Origin of the sequence: Allobosea sp. UC22_33, assembly GCF_042700715.1 — a bacterium.
Lineage (GTDB): Bacteria > Pseudomonadota > Alphaproteobacteria > Rhizobiales > Beijerinckiaceae > Allobosea.
Genome location: NZ_CP170556.1, coordinates 3,134,501 through 3,150,759 on the forward strand (window position 1 = coordinate 3,134,501; position 16,259 = coordinate 3,150,759).

Annotated in this window: 14 protein-coding genes, 1 tRNA gene and 2 pseudogenes; 6 read left to right on the forward strand and 11 right to left on the reverse strand. The window is 67.3% G+C overall.

Annotated features, from left to right (window positions below):
- Positions 1 to 46: 46 nt before the first annotated feature.
- Entirely contained in the window at positions 47 to 1,285 is a 1,239-nt protein-coding gene (locus tag ACFJGT_RS15140; RefSeq protein WP_377838801.1) for a urate hydroxylase PuuD, read from the reverse strand.
- Between the two features lie 221 nt (positions 1,286 to 1,506).
- Here ACFJGT_RS15140 and uraH point away from each other — a divergent pair, with 221 nt between their 5' ends.
- The 3 genes from uraH to ACFJGT_RS15155 all read left to right on the forward strand — a co-directional run bounded on the left by uraH (position 1,507) and on the right by ACFJGT_RS15155 (position 3,613).
- Complete coding sequence (gene uraH, locus ACFJGT_RS15145) at positions 1,507 to 1,860, forward strand: hydroxyisourate hydrolase (RefSeq protein WP_377838802.1); 354 nt, start codon at positions 1,507 to 1,509, stop codon at positions 1,858 to 1,860.
- A 6-nt stretch (positions 1,861 to 1,866) separates the two neighbouring features.
- Positions 1,867 to 3,291 (forward strand): allantoinase PuuE, encoded by a 1,425-nt coding sequence (gene puuE, locus ACFJGT_RS15150; protein WP_377838803.1) that lies wholly within the window; start codon positions 1,867 to 1,869, stop codon positions 3,289 to 3,291.
- Positions 3,292 to 3,454: 163 nt separating this feature from the next.
- Positions 3,455 to 3,613 carry a hypothetical protein gene (locus tag ACFJGT_RS15155; RefSeq protein ID WP_377838804.1) on the forward strand — a complete coding sequence of 53 codons (159 nt, stop codon included), beginning with the start codon at positions 3,455 to 3,457 and terminating at the stop codon, positions 3,611 to 3,613.
- Positions 3,614 to 3,655: 42 nt separating this feature from the next.
- On the opposite strand, the gene ACFJGT_RS15160 is transcribed toward ACFJGT_RS15155, so the two are convergent.
- Positions 3,656 to 5,059 (reverse strand): SNF2-related protein, encoded by a 1,404-nt coding sequence (locus ACFJGT_RS15160; protein ID WP_377838805.1) that lies wholly within the window; start codon positions 5,057 to 5,059, stop codon positions 3,656 to 3,658.
- A gap of 137 nt (positions 5,060 to 5,196) precedes the next feature.
- Here ACFJGT_RS15160 and ACFJGT_RS15165 point away from each other — a divergent pair, with 137 nt between their 5' ends.
- Entirely contained in the window at positions 5,197 to 6,585 is a 1,389-nt protein-coding gene (locus tag ACFJGT_RS15165) for a M20 family metallopeptidase (RefSeq protein WP_377838806.1), read from the forward strand.
- Between the two features lie 7 nt (positions 6,586 to 6,592).
- Here the strand turns inward: ACFJGT_RS15165 and ACFJGT_RS15170 are convergent, their stop codons facing one another.
- The 6 genes and pseudogenes from ACFJGT_RS15170 to ACFJGT_RS15195 all read right to left on the reverse strand — a co-directional run bounded on the left by ACFJGT_RS15170 (position 6,593) and on the right by ACFJGT_RS15195 (position 10,954).
- Positions 6,593 to 6,850, reverse strand: coding sequence for a hypothetical protein (locus ACFJGT_RS15170; RefSeq protein ID WP_377838807.1), 258 nt, complete (start codon positions 6,848 to 6,850; stop codon positions 6,593 to 6,595).
- Between the two features lie 75 nt (positions 6,851 to 6,925).
- Entirely contained in the window at positions 6,926 to 7,129 is a 204-nt protein-coding gene (locus tag ACFJGT_RS15175; RefSeq protein ID WP_377838808.1) for an MgtC/SapB family protein, read from the reverse strand.
- Positions 7,130 to 7,223: 94 nt separating this feature from the next.
- Positions 7,224 to 7,385, reverse strand: a pseudogene (locus tag ACFJGT_RS15180) (MgtC/SapB family protein); the annotation flags it as partial.
- A gap of 180 nt (positions 7,386 to 7,565) precedes the next feature.
- Positions 7,566 to 7,641, reverse strand: a tRNA-Lys gene (locus ACFJGT_RS15185).
- Between the two features lie 139 nt (positions 7,642 to 7,780).
- Positions 7,781 to 9,059 (reverse strand): annotated as a pseudogene (locus ACFJGT_RS15190) (solute carrier family 23 protein).
- Between the two features lie 332 nt (positions 9,060 to 9,391).
- Positions 9,392 to 10,954 carry a 2-isopropylmalate synthase gene (locus ACFJGT_RS15195; protein ID WP_377838809.1) on the reverse strand — a complete coding sequence of 521 codons (1,563 nt, stop codon included), beginning with the start codon at positions 10,952 to 10,954 and terminating at the stop codon, positions 9,392 to 9,394.
- 414 nt (positions 10,955 to 11,368) lie between these two features.
- Here ACFJGT_RS15195 and ACFJGT_RS15200 point away from each other — a divergent pair, with 414 nt between their 5' ends.
- On the forward strand, positions 11,369 to 12,010 hold the full coding sequence (locus ACFJGT_RS15200; protein ID WP_377838810.1) for a YoaK family protein: 642 nt from the start codon (positions 11,369 to 11,371) through the stop codon (positions 12,008 to 12,010).
- A 64-nt stretch (positions 12,011 to 12,074) separates the two neighbouring features.
- Entirely contained in the window at positions 12,075 to 12,419 is a 345-nt protein-coding gene (locus ACFJGT_RS15205) for a hypothetical protein (protein ID WP_377838811.1), read from the forward strand.
- Between the two features lie 110 nt (positions 12,420 to 12,529).
- On the opposite strand, the gene ACFJGT_RS15210 is transcribed toward ACFJGT_RS15205, so the two are convergent.
- From ACFJGT_RS15210 to ACFJGT_RS15220, 3 genes are read right to left on the reverse strand one after another with little or no spacing between them, the layout of a single operon-like run.
- Positions 12,530 to 14,617, reverse strand: coding sequence for a M3 family metallopeptidase (locus ACFJGT_RS15210; protein ID WP_377838812.1), 2,088 nt, complete (start codon positions 14,615 to 14,617; stop codon positions 12,530 to 12,532).
- 27 nt (positions 14,618 to 14,644) lie between these two features.
- The gene (locus ACFJGT_RS15215) at positions 14,645 to 15,367 is read right to left on the reverse strand and encodes an NUDIX hydrolase (RefSeq protein ID WP_377838813.1); all 723 of its coding nucleotides are present in this window, start codon (positions 15,365 to 15,367) and stop codon (positions 14,645 to 14,647) included.
- Positions 15,364 to 16,257: a PhzF family phenazine biosynthesis protein gene (locus ACFJGT_RS15220; protein WP_377838814.1), complete on the reverse strand. Its 894-nt coding sequence runs from the start codon at positions 16,255 to 16,257 to the stop codon at positions 15,364 to 15,366. Before ACFJGT_RS15220 ends, ACFJGT_RS15215 begins: the two co-directional genes overlap by 4 nt.
- Positions 16,258 to 16,259: the final 2 nt, after the last annotated feature.

Sequence of the window (16,259 nt, forward strand, 5' to 3'; positions counted from 1 at the left end):
GATGACCGTGGTGTTTCCGACACGTCAAGCGAGCGGTGGTCCGGGCTCAGCGCGCCGCCGCCGCGAGCCAGCCCGCCAGCGCCTTGCGCTCGGCGGGGGTCATGCCGGAGAGATTGTTCGGCGGCATCGCATGGGTCATCACCGCCTGCGTGCGGATGGCGCGGGCATGGAGCGCGATCTGCTCGGGCTGATGCAGCATCACGCCCTTGGGCGCGATCTGGATGCCCGGCCAGGACGGTTCCGGCGCATGGCACATGGCGCAGCGCCCGGTCACGATGTTCGAGACCTCAGTCGGCGGCAGCGCCACCCCGGCCAGCAGCACGGGCTTGCCCGCCTCGCCCGGCTTGAGGCCGAGCTGCTCGCGCCCGCCCGGCGAGGACGACATCGCCACCCAGAAGGCAAGCCAGAGCGCCAGGATCGCCACCGCCCAGCACCACCAGGGCGATTTGGCGTGGTCGCCGTGCCGGATGTTGAAGAAATGCCGGATCAGCGCCCCCGCCACGATCACGAGCGCGACCAGCAGCGGGATCGCGCTCGAATTGGCATAGGTCACCGGATAGTGGTTCGACAGCATCAGGAACAGCACCGGCAGGGTGATGTAGTTGTTATGCGTCGAGCGCTGCTTGGCCGCCTTGCCATATTTCGGATCGGGCTTCTCGCCGGCGACCAAGGCCGCGATCACCTTCCGCTGGCCGGGCATGATGTTGAAGAACACATTGGCGGTCATGATCGTCGCCATCAGCGCGCCGGTATGGATCAGCGCGCCGCGCCCGGAGAAGACGTTGGCGAAGGCCCAGCTTGCCGCGACGACATAGCCGAAGCCGACGAGGCCCAGCCACACGTCGTGCTTGCCGAGGGGCGACTTGCAGAGCAGATCGTAGATCAGCCAGCCGATCACCAGCGCCGCGATGCCGATCGCGCCGGCAGCGAAGGGCGAGAGCTGCATCACCGCCGGATCGATCAGGTAGAGTTCCGACTGGGCGTAATAGACCCAGACGAGCAGGAAGAAGCCCGAGATCCAGGTCCAGTAGCTCTGCCATTTGTGCCATGTCAGCTCGGCCGGCATCACGGCCGGCGCGACCATGTATTTGCGCATCTCGTAGAAGCCGCCGCCATGGACCTGCCAGGCGCGCCCGCCGGTGCCGGGCGGGATGTCGTCGGCCCCCTTCAGCGAGGCGTCGAGATGGATGAAGAAGAACGAGGCGCCGATCCAGGCGATCGCCGTGATGACATGGAGCCAGCGCAGCATCATGCCGCCCCATTCCATCAGATAGGCTTCGAGCATGGCGCCGCGCTCCGGGAGAGCTGGAGGTGAACCGGGAACCGGAAGCTCCGGCCGCAACAAAATAGCCTGCTTTCGCTGCGCCTGAAATCGCTAGAACGGCGACGCGGATTGACATCCGGGAACATGATCTTATCGCAAAAGCCAATATTCATCGCCGCGTGAGGCGCCGTACACTCTCCGGAACCCGGCCAGACCCGATGCCGGAGCCTTCAGGAGACCGCATGGGACATCTCTCGACGCATGTGCTCGACACGGTCAACGGCCGCCCCGGCGCCGGCATCGCCGTGACGCTTGACCGGCTCGAGGCCGACGGCTCGCGCGAGCGGCTGGCCGAGGCCGTGACCAATGCCGACGGCCGCACCGACGCCGCCCTGCTCTCGGGAACGCTGGTGCCCGGCAGCTATGAATTGACCTTCGCGATCGGCGCCTATTTCCGCGGCCTCGGCACAGCCCTGCCGCAGCCTGCCTTCCTCGATCTAGTCCCCGTCCGCTTCGGCATCGCCGAGCCGGAGGGCCGCTATCACGTCCCGCTCCTGGCCTCGCCCTGGAGCTATTCCACCTATCGCGGCAGCTGAACGACCATGACCAAGCCGACCTATCCGCGCGACATGAAGGGCTATGGCCGGGCGGCTCCGCATCCGCACTGGCCGGGCGAGGCGCGCATCGCCGTCCAGTTCGTGGTGAATTACGAGGAAGGCGGCGAGAACTGCATCCTCCATGGCGATGCGGCCTCCGAGGCCTTCCTGTCCGAGATCGTCGGCGCGGCGCCCTGGCCGGGCCAGCGCCACATGAACATGGAGTCGATCTACGAATACGGCTCCCGCGCCGGCTATTGGCGGTTGTGGCGGATGTTCACGCAGCGGAGCATGCCGGTCACGGTCTTCGCCGTCGCGAGCGCACTCGCGCGCTATCCCGAGATCGTCGGCTCGATGCAGGAGGCCGGCTGGGAGATCGCGACCCACGGCCTGAAATGGATCGACTATCGCGATACGCCGAAGGAGCGCGAGCGCGCCGATATTCTGGAGGCGATCCGCATCCAGACCGAACTGACCGGCGAGCGCCCGCTCGGCTGCTACCAGGGCCGCACCTCCGAGAACACGATTCCCCTGACGATGGAGGAAGGCGGCTTCCTCTACACGGCCGACGTCTATGCCGACGAACTGCCCTATTGGCTTGCCGGGCCGAAGGGGCCTCAGCTCGCCGTGCCCTACACGCTCGACGCCAACGACATGCGCTTCGCCACGCCGCAGGGCTTCAATACCGGCGAGCAATTCTTCACCTATCTCAAGGACTCCTTCGACACGCTCTATGCCGAGGGCGAGACGGCACCGAAGATGATGTCGATCGGCCTGCATTGCCGCCTCGTCGGCCGGCCGGGCCGCGCCGCCGCGCTCGCCCGCTTCCTCGATTATGTGCAGAGCCATGACCGGGTCTGGGTCGCGACGAGGCTCGAGATCGCCCGCCACTGGGTCAGGACGCAGCCGCCCCAGGGCGGCTACGTGCCCTCGAAGCTGCCGAAGGCGCTGTTCACCGAGGTCTTCGGCCGCGTCTGGGAGCATTCGCCCTGGATCGCCGACGCCACCCATGACGCCGGGATCGGCCCCGGCCACGACAGGGCGGAAGGCCTACATGCCGCCATGGTCGCCGCCATGCGCAAGGGCTCGGCCGAGCAGCAGAAATCCCTGCTCACCGCGCATCCCGACCTCGCCGGCAAGCTTGCGGCAGCAGGAGAGCTCACGCCGGAATCGACGCAGGAGCAGGCCGGCGCCGGGCTCGACCGCCTGACCAGCGACGAGCACGTCCGCTTCACCGCGCTGAACGAGGCCTACAAGGCCCGCTTCGGCATCCCCTTCATCATGGCAGTGAAGGGCGCGACCAAGGCCCAGATCCTCGCCGCGTTCGACGCGCGCTTGAAGAACACACCAGAGCAGGAATCCGCGACAGCCCTGGCCGAGGTCGAGAAGATCGCCCTGTTCCGGCTGAAGGAACTACTGCCGGCGGGCTGAGGCCTCCCTTTCAGAACGACGCCATGCTCGGGCTTGACCCGAGCATCTCGGAACCAGTGGCCTCCAATCCTGAGATTCTTGGGCCCCCTGAGAATGACGCCCCTCCGCCCGGAACCTCCTCTCCTCTCGCTTCGTTGATGCCTTGGAGAAATGGAGAGAGTTCGTGTTCCGCCTGCTTCTGATCATCATCGTGCTGGTCGTCGGCTACGACGCGGTCGTCCATCAGGGCGGGTATACGCGCGACGCCTGGAACAGCATCGTCCGTCTCACAGGTTCGTCGGTCGAGGGCGCCAGGGAGCTTGGCGAACGCGCTCGCGATTGAGGTGACCCCGGCCCCACCCGTCATTGCGAGCGCAATGACGGATTACGCCGCACCCCTGCCCTCGACGATCCCGGCGATCGCCTCCAGCATCCGCGTATCGTCCCCCGCGAGCCCCTCCATCGCCGCCATGCGCTGGATCACCGTGCCGGCGATCGCCTCCTCCACCGTTTCCTCGGCATAGGCGTAGAAGATCGTCGCATGCTGGCCGTCGCGGTGGCAGCGCCCCTCGATCTGCTGGAGCTGGATCGCGCTGTGGCGCATGTCGTGGATGACCAGCGCCCGCTCGCGCTCGCCGCCCGGCATCTCGCCGCGATGCAGCGAGATCGACTCGGTCACGGTGAAGATCACCGCGTCGAGCTGCCCAGTCTGGAAGGCGATGCGCGTCTCCTCGTTCTGCGTGCCCGAGCGTTCGCCATTGATCTCCGCCGTGCGCCAGCCGCGCCCCCGCAGCGTTTCAGCCAGCATCGCGCTGGTCTCGAGGAAGGCGACGGAGATCGCGACCTGCTCGTCATTCCCCAGCAGGTCTTCGCAGAAATCCGCCGTGCCGGGGATGCGGAGCAGGCTCGCCTTCTGGCGGAAGCGCAGATCGGCGGCCCAACCCTGCGGCTTGCGGGTCGAGCCGCCAGCCAGCCCAAGCTCCTTGCGGAACTCACGCCACGTCGCATCGTAGAGCTTGCGCGCCGCGGTATCGAGTGCGACCGGCGCCAGCTCGCGCTGCACTTCCGGCCAGCCGGCGATCTCCTCCGGCCGGCGGCGCAGGCCAATGGCGTTGGCGCCGCGATAGAGCAAATCGGCCATCACCTTGCGGTCGGCTTCGTTCGGCTCCCAGCTCCAGTTCTTCCAGCGCCCCTTGGTCCGGCCGATCTTCAATCGCTTCATCAGCACGCGAAAGCCGTCGAGATCGGCCGAGGGCATGCCGGCAGCCTTCGCCAGCAGGCCGGCGAGATAGGACAGTTCATGCGGCGACTGGCCGGCCGTCGCGCTCATATAGATCGCGAAATCGGCGGCCTCCGCCATCTGCCGGCAGACCAATCCCTGCTGCGAATTCGGATTGCGGATGCGATGCGCCTCGTCGATCACGACGAGCGGCCAGACCCGTTTCGGCCGGCCATGCTTGGCGATCTCGTTGTTCTTCGCCCGCGTCGAGCGCTTCTTGCTGTCGGCGACTGGGGCGAGCAGCGACTTGGTCTTCTCGAAATTCATCAGCGTCACGCGCTTCGCCGGCAGGCCGGACAGCGCCATGGTCCGCCGCCATTGCGGGATCGCGCCCTTCGGGCAGATCACCAGCACCTCCTCCTCCGGCATCGCCGAGAGCGCGAGCCAAGCCGAGAGCGTCTTGCCGAGCCCGGTGAGGTCTCCCAGCAGGAAGCCGGTCGCGCCCTTCGCCCGCGCCGCCAGTATGGCATCGCGCGCGACGAGCTGGTGCGGGTGCGGGGTCATTGTCATGCAGAAGGAGAAGCCCTGTCGACCGGTAGGACGCCCGCCCTGCCCCGCGGGCATGGCGCGCCCGGCTCTCTTGGCACTGGCGCTGGCGCGCGTCCACCGGCACTGTGCCGGCCATCGATTGGGGAGACCACAAGACCATGACCCGCGCGCAGGCGATCGCGAAAGCCCAGGACTATTTCGACTCAGGCCGGATGAAGACCGATCTCGGCCGGCTGATCGCGATTCCCACCGAAAGCCAGAATCCCGACCGCGCTCCCGTGCTGGGCGAGTATCTCGACAAGGAGATGCAGCCGCTGCTCGAATCGCTCGGCTTCACCTGCCGCATCCTGACCCATGCCAAGGCGCGCGGCCCCTTCCTCTATGCCGAGCGCATCGAGGACCCCGCCCTGCCGACCATCCTCGGCTACGGCCATGGCGACGTGATCCGCGGCCTCGACGCGCAATGGAGCGAGGGCCTCTCGCCCTGGAAGCTCGTCGAGCGGGATGGCCGCTGGTACGGCCGCGGCGTCGTCGACAACAAGGGCCAGCACCTCATCAACATCAACGGCCTGCGCGCCGTGCTGGAGACGCGCGGCAAGCTTGGCTTCAACGCCAAGTACCTGATCGAGATGGGCGAGGAATCCGGCTCTCCGGGCCTGCGCGAGCTCTGCGAGGACGAGGCTGAACTGCTCAAGGCCGATATCCTGATCGCCTCGGACGGGCCGCGCCTCAATGCCGAACGCCCGACCGTCTTCCTGGGCGCCCGCGGCGTCATCACCTTCGACCTGCAGATCACGGCCCGCGAGGGCGGGCATCATTCCGGCAACTGGGGCGGCATCCTCTCCGACCCGGCGATCCAGCTCGCCCATGCCATCGCCTCGATCACCTCGCCCACCGGCCAGATCCGCATTCATGAATGGGTGCCGAAGGAACTACCCGACGGCGTGCGCCGCGCGCTCGCCGATTGCAAGATCGACGGCGGCCCGGACGGCCCGGCGATCGATCCGCACTGGGGCGAGCCGGGCCTCTCCCCGGCCGAACAGGTTTTCGGCTGGTGCTCCTTTGACGTGCTGGCGATGAAATCCGGCGTACCGGAAACGCCGGTGAACGCCGTGCCACCGAGCGCCTGGGCGCGCGTCGCCTTGCGCTTCGTCGTCGGCATCGATCCGCGAGACGTGGCCCCGGCCCTGCGCCGCCATCTCGACCGCCACGGCTTCGACATGGTCGAGATCATCATGCCCGGCACCGAGCGCTTCGGCGCGACGCGGCTCGACCCCGACGATGCCTGGGTGCGCTTCACGATCGATTCGATCGCCGAGAGCACCGGCAAGAAGCCGGCCTTGCTTCCCAATCTCGGCGGCTCGCTGCCGAACGACATCTTCGCCGAGATCCTGAAGCTGCGCACGATCTGGGTGCCGCATTCCTATCCGGGCTGCTCACAGCACGCCCCGGACGAGCACCTGCCGGCCGCGATCGCCCGCGAGGGGCTCGTCGCCATGGCAGGGCTCTACTGGGATATCGGCGCCGGCAACGCCCCGAAGCTCTGAAGCGCGGCTATTCCTGCGGCTGGCGCGGATCGCGCCCCGGCGGCAGATCGATCGGCGTCGCCGGGGGAGCCTCCGGCGGCGCATTCGGCGGCAGTTCCGGCGGCGGCTCGGTCGGGATGCCCTGCGGCTCTGCGTCCGGGGGCGATTCCACGGGAGGGGCCGGCGTAACCTCGCTCGGCGTCAACGGCGGAACCTCGGGCGGCGGGTTCGGAATGGCCGGCGTATTGCCGGGAGCGGCCGCAAGGCCTTGATCCAACTGCATCATGTGAAACCTGTCCTTTCGGACAGGAACGCCCGAGCCGCCAAAAGGCTCCCTCCCCGCTCAGGGAAGCGTCGCTGCTTAGTCCGGCGGCCGAGACGTGCCGTCATCGCCCGGCAGCGGATGGCGGCGCTGCAAGCGGCTTTCCAGCGAATGATCGAGAAACAGCAGGACGAGCGCCAGAACCGTGGCTGCCAGCGTCACCGGCCATTTGCCCAGCCCTGCGGAGCAGCCGAGCGCAGCCGTCACCCAGATCGCCGCCGCCGTGGTCAGGCCATGGGGCATCAGGTCGCCATCGCGGCGGATGATCAGGCCAGCGCCCGAAAAAGCCGACGCCGGTCAGCACGCCCTGGACCACGCGGCTCGCGGCATCGGGATGCAGGGTTTCGCTGAACAGGCTCGCCGCGGCGGCGGTGCCGAGCCCGACCAGCCCGAAGGTCCTGAGGCCGGCGCTCTTGCGCTGGAGTGTCCGCTGCCAGCCCACCGCGACACCAGCCACAAGGCCGGCCAGCAATCGCAGCACCAGTTCGAATTCGCCCACGCTGCCGCTCGCTCCGTCACCGATTCAAGGCAAAAGATAGCACGCCGTTGGGCTTGCGCGCCAAAGAGAGCAAGCCTCGGAAGCTTTGCAAACCGGGTTGGCAAACCAGCGCGCCGATAGGCGCAGCCTCCGAGATCAACTCGGAACAAGAAGGCCAGCGATGTCAGGAATGTGAGGTCGTGGTGGGTGATGTAGGGCTCGAACCTACGACCCGCTGATTAAGAGTCAGCTGCTCTACCAACTGAGCTAATCACCCATACGCCACGAAGCGCCGCCGGTCAGCGGTGTTGGCCGCGTCAGGCAGGGGGCGTGTAGCAAAGGCCCCGCCCCCTGTCCACCCATCTGTGACAGTTTTTTCAAACGCGGCGGAAAAGGCCCCGCCGCGCTGTGGATTGTCAGGCCGTGCGGCGGTTCAGCAGGTGGTAGAGCACGATCGCGCCGAAGGTCGCGGTGCCGATTCCGCCGAGCTCATAGCCGAAGATCGGCAGCTTCAGGTCGCCGGCGCCGAGAATCAGCGCGGTCGCGACCGTGATCAGGTTCTTCGGCTCGGAGAAGTCGACCTTGTTCTCGACCCAGATCCGGCCGGCTGTCGCGGCGATCAGGCCGAAGACCACGACCGCGAGGCCGCCGAGCACCGCCACGGGAATCGTGCCGATCACCGCGCCGAACTTGGGCGAGAAGCCGAGCAGCAGCGCGATGATGCCGGCCGCGACGAAGACCAGCGTCGAATAGACCCGCGTCACCGCCATCACGCCCATGTTCTCGGCATAGGTCGTGACGCCCGTGCCGCCGCCTGATCCGGCGATCATGGTGCCGAGACCGTCGGCGAAGAAGCCACGGCCGATCAGGTGGTCGAAATTGCGCCCGGTCATCACCGAGATGCCTTTGATATGGCCGAGATTCTCGGCGACCAGGATGATCGCGACCGGCACGATCAGCGTCATCGCCTTGGCATCGAAGACCGGCGCCACGAAATGCGGCAATCCGAACCAGGAGGCCTCGCCGACCTTCGCGAAATTCACGGGCGGCGCGCCGAAGCTCGTGGCGGTCAGGGCGTAGAGGACATAGGCCGCGAGTTCCGCCGATCAGGATGGGCAGGCGCTGCGGCAGGCCGCGCCCATAGACAGCGACCAACGCCACCGAGACGACCGTGAACAGCGCGATCCACTTGGTATAGGGGCTGGCCGAGATCATGCTGATCGCGACCGAGGTCAGGTTGAGGCCGATTGCGGCGACGACGGCGCCGGTCACGACCGGCGGCAGTAGCTTCTCGATCCAGGCCGTGCCGACACCCTGCACGATCAGGCCGATCACGGCATAGACCGCGCCGCAGGCGATGATGCCGCCGAGCGCGACGCCGATATTCGGATCGGGGCCGGAGCCGGCATAGCCGGTCGCGGCGATGACGACGCCGATGAAGGCGAAGGAGGAGCCGAGATAGCTCGGCAATTGCCCGCGCGTGATCACGAAGAACAGCAGCGTCGCTATACCCGAGAAGAAGATCGCGACATTCGGGTCGAAGCCCATCAGCACGGGTGCGAGCACCGTCGAGCCGAACATGGCGACGACATGCTGCAGGCCGGCGACCACCGTCTGGCCGGTCGGCAGCCGCTCGTCCGGCATCACGGCGCCGGAGGTTTTCAGTGTCCAGTTCGGAAAATAGCCCATCGGCATCGCGCTCCCCAGGGCCGCCGGGGGAGCGACCGCACCGGAAGCGCAGATGAAGGCAAAAACCGAGCCGGCGCCAGATCGCGCCGGCGTCATCCACTGGAATCGAAGAGTAGCGTGCTGTGCGCGATCAACGGGCGATGCAGCGCCGTCATCCCGTGCGCGCTGCGGCGCGCAGTGCCGCTGCGCAGACACGGGACCGTTGGCAGGAAGAGGCGCCCTTGAGGGGAGTGTAAGGAAGGGCGCCCCAAGCGGCACGCGGTCCCGTGCGCGCCGCAGCGTTTCACGCTGCGGCGCGCACGGGATGACACCCTTTCCCTAAGCGCGATGCCCCTCGCTTACTCCGCCGCCTGCGCGTGCAGGCGCCCGCCCCGCGCGATCAGCTTGTTGAGCGCGGCGAGATAGGCCTTCGCCGAAGCGACCAGCGTGTCCGGATCGGCGCCACGGCCGGTCACCGACGAGCCGTCCCGCGACAGCCTGACGGAAACCTCCGCCTGCGCATCGGTGCCCTCGGTCACGGCATGGACGTCGTAGAGCTCCATCGTCACCTCATGCGGCACGATCACCTTGATCGCGTTGAAGATCGCATCGATCGGGCCGTTGCCCTCGACCTCCTCGGTGACGTGCTTGCCGTCGACATCGAGCTTCATCGTGGCGCGCTGCGGGCCGCGCGTGCCGGCGATCACGGTCAGCGATATCAGCTTGATGCGGTCATGGGCGGTGGCGATGTTATCGTCGACCAGCGCCTCGATATCCTCGTCGTAGACATGCTTCTTGCGGTCGGCCAGCGCCTTGAACCGGGTGAAGGCGTCCTCGAGCTGGTTGTCGCCCAGGTCGTAGCCCATCTCCTTCAGCTTCGAGCGGAAGGCGGCGCGGCCGGAATGCTTGCCCATCACCAGCGAGGTCTTGGTCACGCCGACCGATTCCGGCGTCATGATCTCGTAGGTGGTGTTGTTCTTCAGCATGCCGTCCTGATGGATGCCGCTCTCATGGGCGAAGGCATTCCGCCCGACGATCGCCTTGTTGTACTGCACCGGGAAGGAGCAGGCGTTCGAGACAGCCTTGGAGATGCGCATCAATTGGGTCGCGTCGATGCCGGTGTCGTAGGGCATCGCGTCGCCACGCACGCGCAGCGCCATTACGATCTCCTCCAGCGCGGCATTGCCGGCGCGCTCGCCGATGCCGTTGACCGTGCACTCGACCTGCCGCACACCGCCCTCGATCGCCGCCAGCGAATTGGCGACGGCCAGGCCCAGGTCGTTATGGCAATGCGCCGAGAAGATCGCCTTGTCGGCATTCGGCACGCGCTCGCGCACCGCCCTGAACATGGCGCGATATTCGTCCGGCGTGGCGTAGCCCACCGTGTCGGGCAGGTTGATCGTGGTCGCGCCGGCCTTGATCGCCGCCTCGACCGTGCGGCAGAGATAGTCGATCGGCGTGCGGGTGGCGTCCATCGCCGACCATTCGATGTCGTCGACCAGATTGCGCGCCTGCGTCACCGTCGCGGTGATGATCTCCAGCACCTGCTCCTGCGTCTTGCGCATCTGGTGTTCCAGATGGATCGGCGAGGTCGAGACGAAGGTGTGGATGCGCGGCTTCGCAGCATGGCGCACCGCCTCGCCGGCCCGGGCGATATCGATGCTGATGGCGCGGGCCAGGCCCGCGACGGTCGCGCGCTTCAGGCGGCGGGCGATCTCGGACACCGCCTCGAAGTCGCCGTCGGAGGCGATCGGGAAGCCGGCCTCGATGATGTCGACGCCCATGGCGTCGAGCATCTCGGCGATTTCCAGCTTCTCCTCGAAGGTCATGGTGGCGCCGGGGCATTGCTCGCCGTCGCGCAAGGTGGTGTCGAAGATCAGGACGCGGTCTTTGGAGGAGCCGGTCTGGGTCGGGTTGGTCATGGTTCTGCTTCCGGGTGTCGGCGCGCCGCGGAATTCTTGGACAAGGCGGGCGCTGGGTTTTCTGTCGGCGGTTCTCGTCACTCCCCTGAGCGCCCAGGCAGCATGCCCGGCCGGCCCTCAGGGGCAGCTAAGGAGAAGAAGGCCAAGAAGCGAGAACGGAGCGCGAGCGCACATGCCGACGACCTGCGCAGCGGCGCAGTCCTTCGTCAGGTCATGGCGGGCGGTCGAAACCACAGGCGTTCCTCAAATCGACAGGACAGGATGTAACCGAAGCAGGAGGGTCTGCGCAAGCATATGTCGCATGCCGATTTGAAATAAGAACAGGCAGCTTCTGTGAATTAAGATGGCAGCGCGCGATTCGGCCGGCGGTCGCGTTGAGCTGGGGCCCGGCGTGGATGAGCGGAGCGCCGTGCCATGATGCGCTATGACCGGCCTGTCATCGGCCTCGCCTTCTGCCTGTCGGGCCTCGCCGGCTTCGTCGACGCACTCGGCTTTCTCAGCCTCGGCGGCTTCTTCGTCTCCTTCATGAGCGGCAACACCACCCGCTTCGCCATCGAGCTCGCCGGTCGCCATGCCGGCGGCATCCTGCTCGCGGCAACGATCCTCGGGCTTTTTGTGCTCGGTGTCGTCGGCGGCTCGCTCGCCGGTCATTTTGCCGGGCGCCAGCGCAAGGCGGCCGTGCTGGCCTTCCTCACGCTCGCCCTGCTGCTCTCGGCCGGCCTCGACATGATCGGCTTCGGTATGGCGGGAGCCGGCGTGCTCGCCATGGCGATGGGCGCGGAGAACAGCGTCTTCCAGCGCGACGGCGAGGTGACGATCGGGTTGACCTACATGACCGGCACGTTGGTGAAGATGGGCCAGCGCATTGCCGGCGCCCTGCTCGGCGGGCCGAAGCTCGCCTTTCTGCGTCATTTCGTGCTCTGGCTGGGCCTGCTCAGCGGCGCGATCGCGGGCGCCGTCGCCCATGGCCGCATCGGGCTCGACGCGATCTGGCTCGCGGCTGGCGCCGCCGCCCTCTTCACGCTCGTCGCGCTCTTCATGCCCGAGCGCGACTGACCGGAGCTTTGCCGCGCCGGAGGAATCGGTCATGGTCCCGGCACGATCAGCCGGAGCTTTCCCGATGCGTGTCTCAACCGTCCTCGTCACGGCCTTCGCCGCGCTCCTGCTCTCCGCCTGCCAGACGCCCTCCGGAAGCCCGCCTCCGGCTCCGGCGCCGTCGCAGGCCGCGCCCGGCGTGACGCCGAACACCTTCCGCATGCCTTCGGGCAGCGGCTGCTCCGGCGAGGTCGAGCGCTTCCAGGCAGTGATCGACAACGACCTGGCGACCGGTCACACGACCAAGAGCGTGCATGACCGGGTCAGCGGCGAGATTTCGCGCGCCCGCACGACCTGCTCGGCCGGCAACGACGCCGGCGCGACCGGCCAGATCCGCGCGACCAAAGCGAAGTTCGGTTATCCCGGCTGAGCTAGGCTCGTCATGCTCGGGCTCGACCCGAGCATCTCGGAAACCAGTGTCTTCTAGTCATAAGATTCTCGGGTCGAAGCAAAGCTTCGCCCGAGAATGACGGCAGCGGTTCAGGCCGCCAACCCGCGCTTCTCCAGCAGCGCATCCGGCGTCGGCAGCCGCCCGCGGAAGAGCGTGTAGGCCTCCGCCGCATCGCGGGTGTCGCCGGCCGAATAGATGTAGCGCTTCAGCTTCTCCGCGACCGCAGGCGAGAACACGTCGCCGGTCTCGGTAAAGGCGTTGAAGGCGTCGGCATCCATCACCTCCGACCAGAGATAGCTGTAATAGCCGGCCGAATAGCCGTCGCCCGAGAAGACATGGGTGAAATGCGGCGTCCGGTGGCGCATGGTGATCTCGGCGGGCATGCCGATGCGGGCAAGCTCCGCCGCCTCGAAGGCGAGCGGATCAACCTCGGCCGGGGCCTCCAGCGAGTGGAAGGCCAGATCGACCAGCGCCGAGGAGGTATATTCCACCGTGGCGAAACCCTGGTTGAAGGTCTGGGCCTTCTCGATCTTCTCGATCAGGGCCTCAGGGATCGGCTCGCCCGTCTCGGCATGCAGGCAGTATTCCCGCATCACCTCACGCGTCATGAACCAGTGCTCGTAGAGCTGCGAGGGCAGTTCGACGAAATCGCGCGCGACCGAGGTGCCGGCAAGTGAGCCATAAGTCACGTCCGAAAGCAGGCCGTGCAGCGCGTGGCCGAACTCGTGGAACAGCGTGCGCGCATCGTCGAGCGAGAGCAGCGCCGGCTTGCCCTCGGCGGGCTTGGCGAAATTGCAGACATTGACGATGATCGGCCGGGTCTCGCCGTCGAGCTTGCGCTGGCCGCGGAAGGCGCTCATCCAGGCGCCGGACCGCTTCGAGGCACGGGCGAAGTAATCGCCGACGAACAGGCCGATATGGCGCCCGCTCGCGGTCTCCGTGACCTCGAAGATGCGCACGTCCGGATGGTAGCCCTGAAGCTCCGGCCGCTCCACGAAGGACAACCCGAACAGCTTGCCGGCGACGTCGAAGGCCGCCTGCCGGACGCGGTCGAGCTGGAGATATTGCTTCAGCACGGCCTCATCGAGCGCATAGGTCTTCTGCCGGACCTTCTCGGCATAGTGGCGCCAGTCCCAGGGCCGGATCGGGCCGTTCTCGCCCTCGCTCTGGGCAAGCGCCGCAAGATCGGCCGCCTCGCGCGCCGCCCGCGCCTTGGCCGGCTTCCAGACCAGCTCCAACAGCCCGCGCACATGCTCCGGCGTCTTCGCCATGGCGTCGTCGAGCTTGAAATGCGCGAAGGTCGGATAGCCCAGGAGCTTCGCCTTCTCGGCCCGGAGCTTCACCATCTCGGCGACGATCGCGCGGTTGTCGCTTTCGCCGCCATTCTCGCCGCGCTTGCTCCAGGCGATGAAGGCCTCCTCGCGCAGGTCGCGCCGGGTCGAGAAAGTCAGGAAAGGCTCGATGATCGAGCGCGACAGCGTCACGGCGTGCTGGCCGGGCTTGCCGCGATCGGCCGCAGCGCGCGCCATCGCCGCCTTCACGAACTCCGGCAGGCCAGCGAGCCCCGCCTCGTCCGCGATGAAGAGCGCGTAGGAGGATTCGTCCTTCAGCACGTTCTGGCTGAACTGCGTGCCGAGCCCGGCCAGCCGCTCGTTGATCGCGGCGAGGCGCTTCTTGTCTTCGGCGCCGAGCTTCGCGCCCGAGCGAATGAAGCCCTTGTAGCTGCGCTCCAACAGCCGCGCCTGCTCTGGGCCGAGGTCGAGCGTATCGCGCTTCGCATTGACCGCATCGACGCGGGCGAAGAGCCCCTCGTCCATCATGATCGCCGACCAGTGCCGCGAGGTGATCGGCGACAACTCGCGCTCGATCGCCTGCAAAGCCTCGTTCGTATCGGCGCCGGTCAGGTTGTAGAACACGCCGCCGACGCGGGAGAGCGCCCTGCCCGCCCGCTCCAGCGCCTCGATCGTGTTGGCAAAATCGGGCGCGGCCTTATCCGCGATGATCGCCGCGATCTCGGCCTTGTGCTTGGCGAGCGCCGCCTCGAAAGCCGGGCGGATATGCTCCGGCTTGATCGCCGCGAAAGGCGGCAGCCGGAACGGCGTCTCCCAGCGCGTCGCGAAGGGGTTTTCGGCCGGCAAAGGCAGGGCTTCGGGATAGGCGGTTTCAGCAGAGGTCATCGGATCACTTTCGCAGGACAGGCAGGATCACTTGCCGTCGAAGATATGTGCGAGATAGCGGCGCATGAAGGGCGGCATGTCGTGCTTTTCGGTCTCTGTGAGATCGCGCACGATGACGATGTCGGACAGCTCCTCCTCGTCGAGGTGCCGCATCCGCTCCAGCATCAGCGCGCGCGCCTCGTCGGCCGGCAGATTGATGCGAACCTCGCGCATGAAGGCGATCCGGCCCGGCTCGATCAGCGCCGTCCAGCCCTCGCCCACTGTGAGCTCCTCGACGCGCAAGCCGGTCTCCTCGCCGAGCTCGCGCGTGACGCTGCCGGCAAGATCGAGCGTCCCGTCAGGGCGGGCATCCTCGCGATCGGGCGTGCCGGCAGCAAAATAGACCTTGCCGGCATTGGCGGTGTGCTCGCCCATCTTGCCGCAGAGAAAGGCGCCGTCATTGGCCCTGAGCGCTGCCATGGCGAAGCCGTTGCGGATGACAGGGCCGGGATGGCCGACATCGCGCCAGGTCATGAAGGCAGCGTAATCCGTCTCGAAATAGCCGGCCTCGAACACGCCGTCGCGGATCGCGGCCCGATGCTGCAGCATGACGCGACCATTGAACATGGTCGGCTTGCCGGCGCTGATATCGGCCCAATGCGCCGCGATCTTCTGCGCGTTCTCGCGCGCGAAAGCCCAGTCGTAGGGCTCGACCAGCGCATCGACCCGCGACAGCCGGACGATGGTGCCGTTCTCGACGCCATCTGTCACAGCAGCACGCCCTCGCTGACCAAGACCGCCGAACCGCCGATGCGGGCGGAGACCAGCGCGCCGCCGCGCACGCTCAATTCCAGCGTGATCTGCGACGGCCGGCCCATCTCATAACCCTGCTCGATGACGAGGCGGTGGTCGCCGTCGCCTGGCTTGTCATAGGCCATGACCGCGCCGGCGAAAGCGGCCGCTGCGCCACCGGTCGCCGGGTCCTCCCCGATGCCGGCGCCCGGCCAGAACATCCGCGCGTGAAAATCGTGACCGGGCTCGGCGGTCTCGCGGGTGTAGAGGAAGGCCCCGCCATGGCCGAAGGCCGCCGACCAATACCCGCGTTCGAGCCGCGCACGGCCGATCGCCTCGCCGCTCGCCACCGGAATGCAATGAAACGGCACGCCTCCGCTGAAAAGCGTCGGCACATGCGCCCCGAAGCCGATATCGCCGGCCTGGAGCCCGAGTGCCGCCGCAATCGCAGCCGGCGCCCCGGTCTCACCCGCCCGCTCTGGCAAGCGTGGCAAGGTGAAGGTCGCGTGCCCCGCATGGCTGCCCTTGATCGAAACCGCGCAGGAGACCGGCCCGACCTTCTCCTCCAGCACCAGCATGTCGGCTGGCTTGCCTTCGGCCTCGTCGCTGAGCGCGAGCCAGACCGCCGTGCCCACGGTCGGATGGCCGGCGAAGGGCAGTTCGCCACCAGGCGTGAAGATTCGGACGGAGGCGCGATGCTCCGGCTTCTCCGGCGGGGCGACGAAGACCGTCTCGGACAGGTTGAACTCCCGGGCGATCGCCTGCATCGCCTCGGTGTCCAGCCCTTCCGACTGGAGCACCACCGCTAGCGGATTGCCGGCATGGCGGCGCGTGGTGAAGACGTCGAGCGTGACGAAGCGGCGTTTCATCG

Excerpts from the sequence above, each read along its gene's own strand:
- ACFJGT_RS15140 (WP_377838801.1), bottom strand. The coding sequence starts at position 1,285 with ATGCTCGAAGCCTATCTGATGGAATGGGGCGGCATGATGCTGCGCTGG.
- ACFJGT_RS15170 (WP_377838807.1), bottom strand. The coding sequence starts at position 6,850 with ATGATGCAGTTGGATCAAGGCCTTGCGGCCGCTCCCGGCAATACGCCG.
- ACFJGT_RS15175 (WP_377838808.1), bottom strand. The coding sequence starts at position 7,129 with ATGCCCCATGGCCTGACCACGGCGGCGGCGATCTGGGTGACGGCTGCG.
- uraH (WP_377838802.1), top strand. The coding sequence starts at position 1,507 with ATGGGACATCTCTCGACGCATGTGCTCGACACGGTCAACGGCCGCCCC.
- ACFJGT_RS15160 (WP_377838805.1), bottom strand. The coding sequence starts at position 5,059 with ATGACAATGACCCCGCACCCGCACCAGCTCGTCGCGCGCGATGCCATA.
- ACFJGT_RS15195 (WP_377838809.1), bottom strand. The coding sequence starts at position 10,954 with ATGACCAACCCGACCCAGACCGGCTCCTCCAAAGACCGCGTCCTGATC.
- puuE (WP_377838803.1), top strand. The coding sequence starts at position 1,867 with ATGACCAAGCCGACCTATCCGCGCGACATGAAGGGCTATGGCCGGGCG.
- ACFJGT_RS15205 (WP_377838811.1), top strand. The coding sequence starts at position 12,075 with ATGCGTGTCTCAACCGTCCTCGTCACGGCCTTCGCCGCGCTCCTGCTC.
- ACFJGT_RS15200 (WP_377838810.1), top strand. The coding sequence starts at position 11,369 with ATGATGCGCTATGACCGGCCTGTCATCGGCCTCGCCTTCTGCCTGTCG.
- ACFJGT_RS15165 (WP_377838806.1), top strand. The coding sequence starts at position 5,197 with ATGACCCGCGCGCAGGCGATCGCGAAAGCCCAGGACTATTTCGACTCA.
- ACFJGT_RS15210 (WP_377838812.1), bottom strand. The coding sequence starts at position 14,617 with ATGACCTCTGCTGAAACCGCCTATCCCGAAGCCCTGCCTTTGCCGGCC.
- ACFJGT_RS15220 (WP_377838814.1), bottom strand. The coding sequence starts at position 16,257 with ATGAAACGCCGCTTCGTCACGCTCGACGTCTTCACCACGCGCCGCCAT.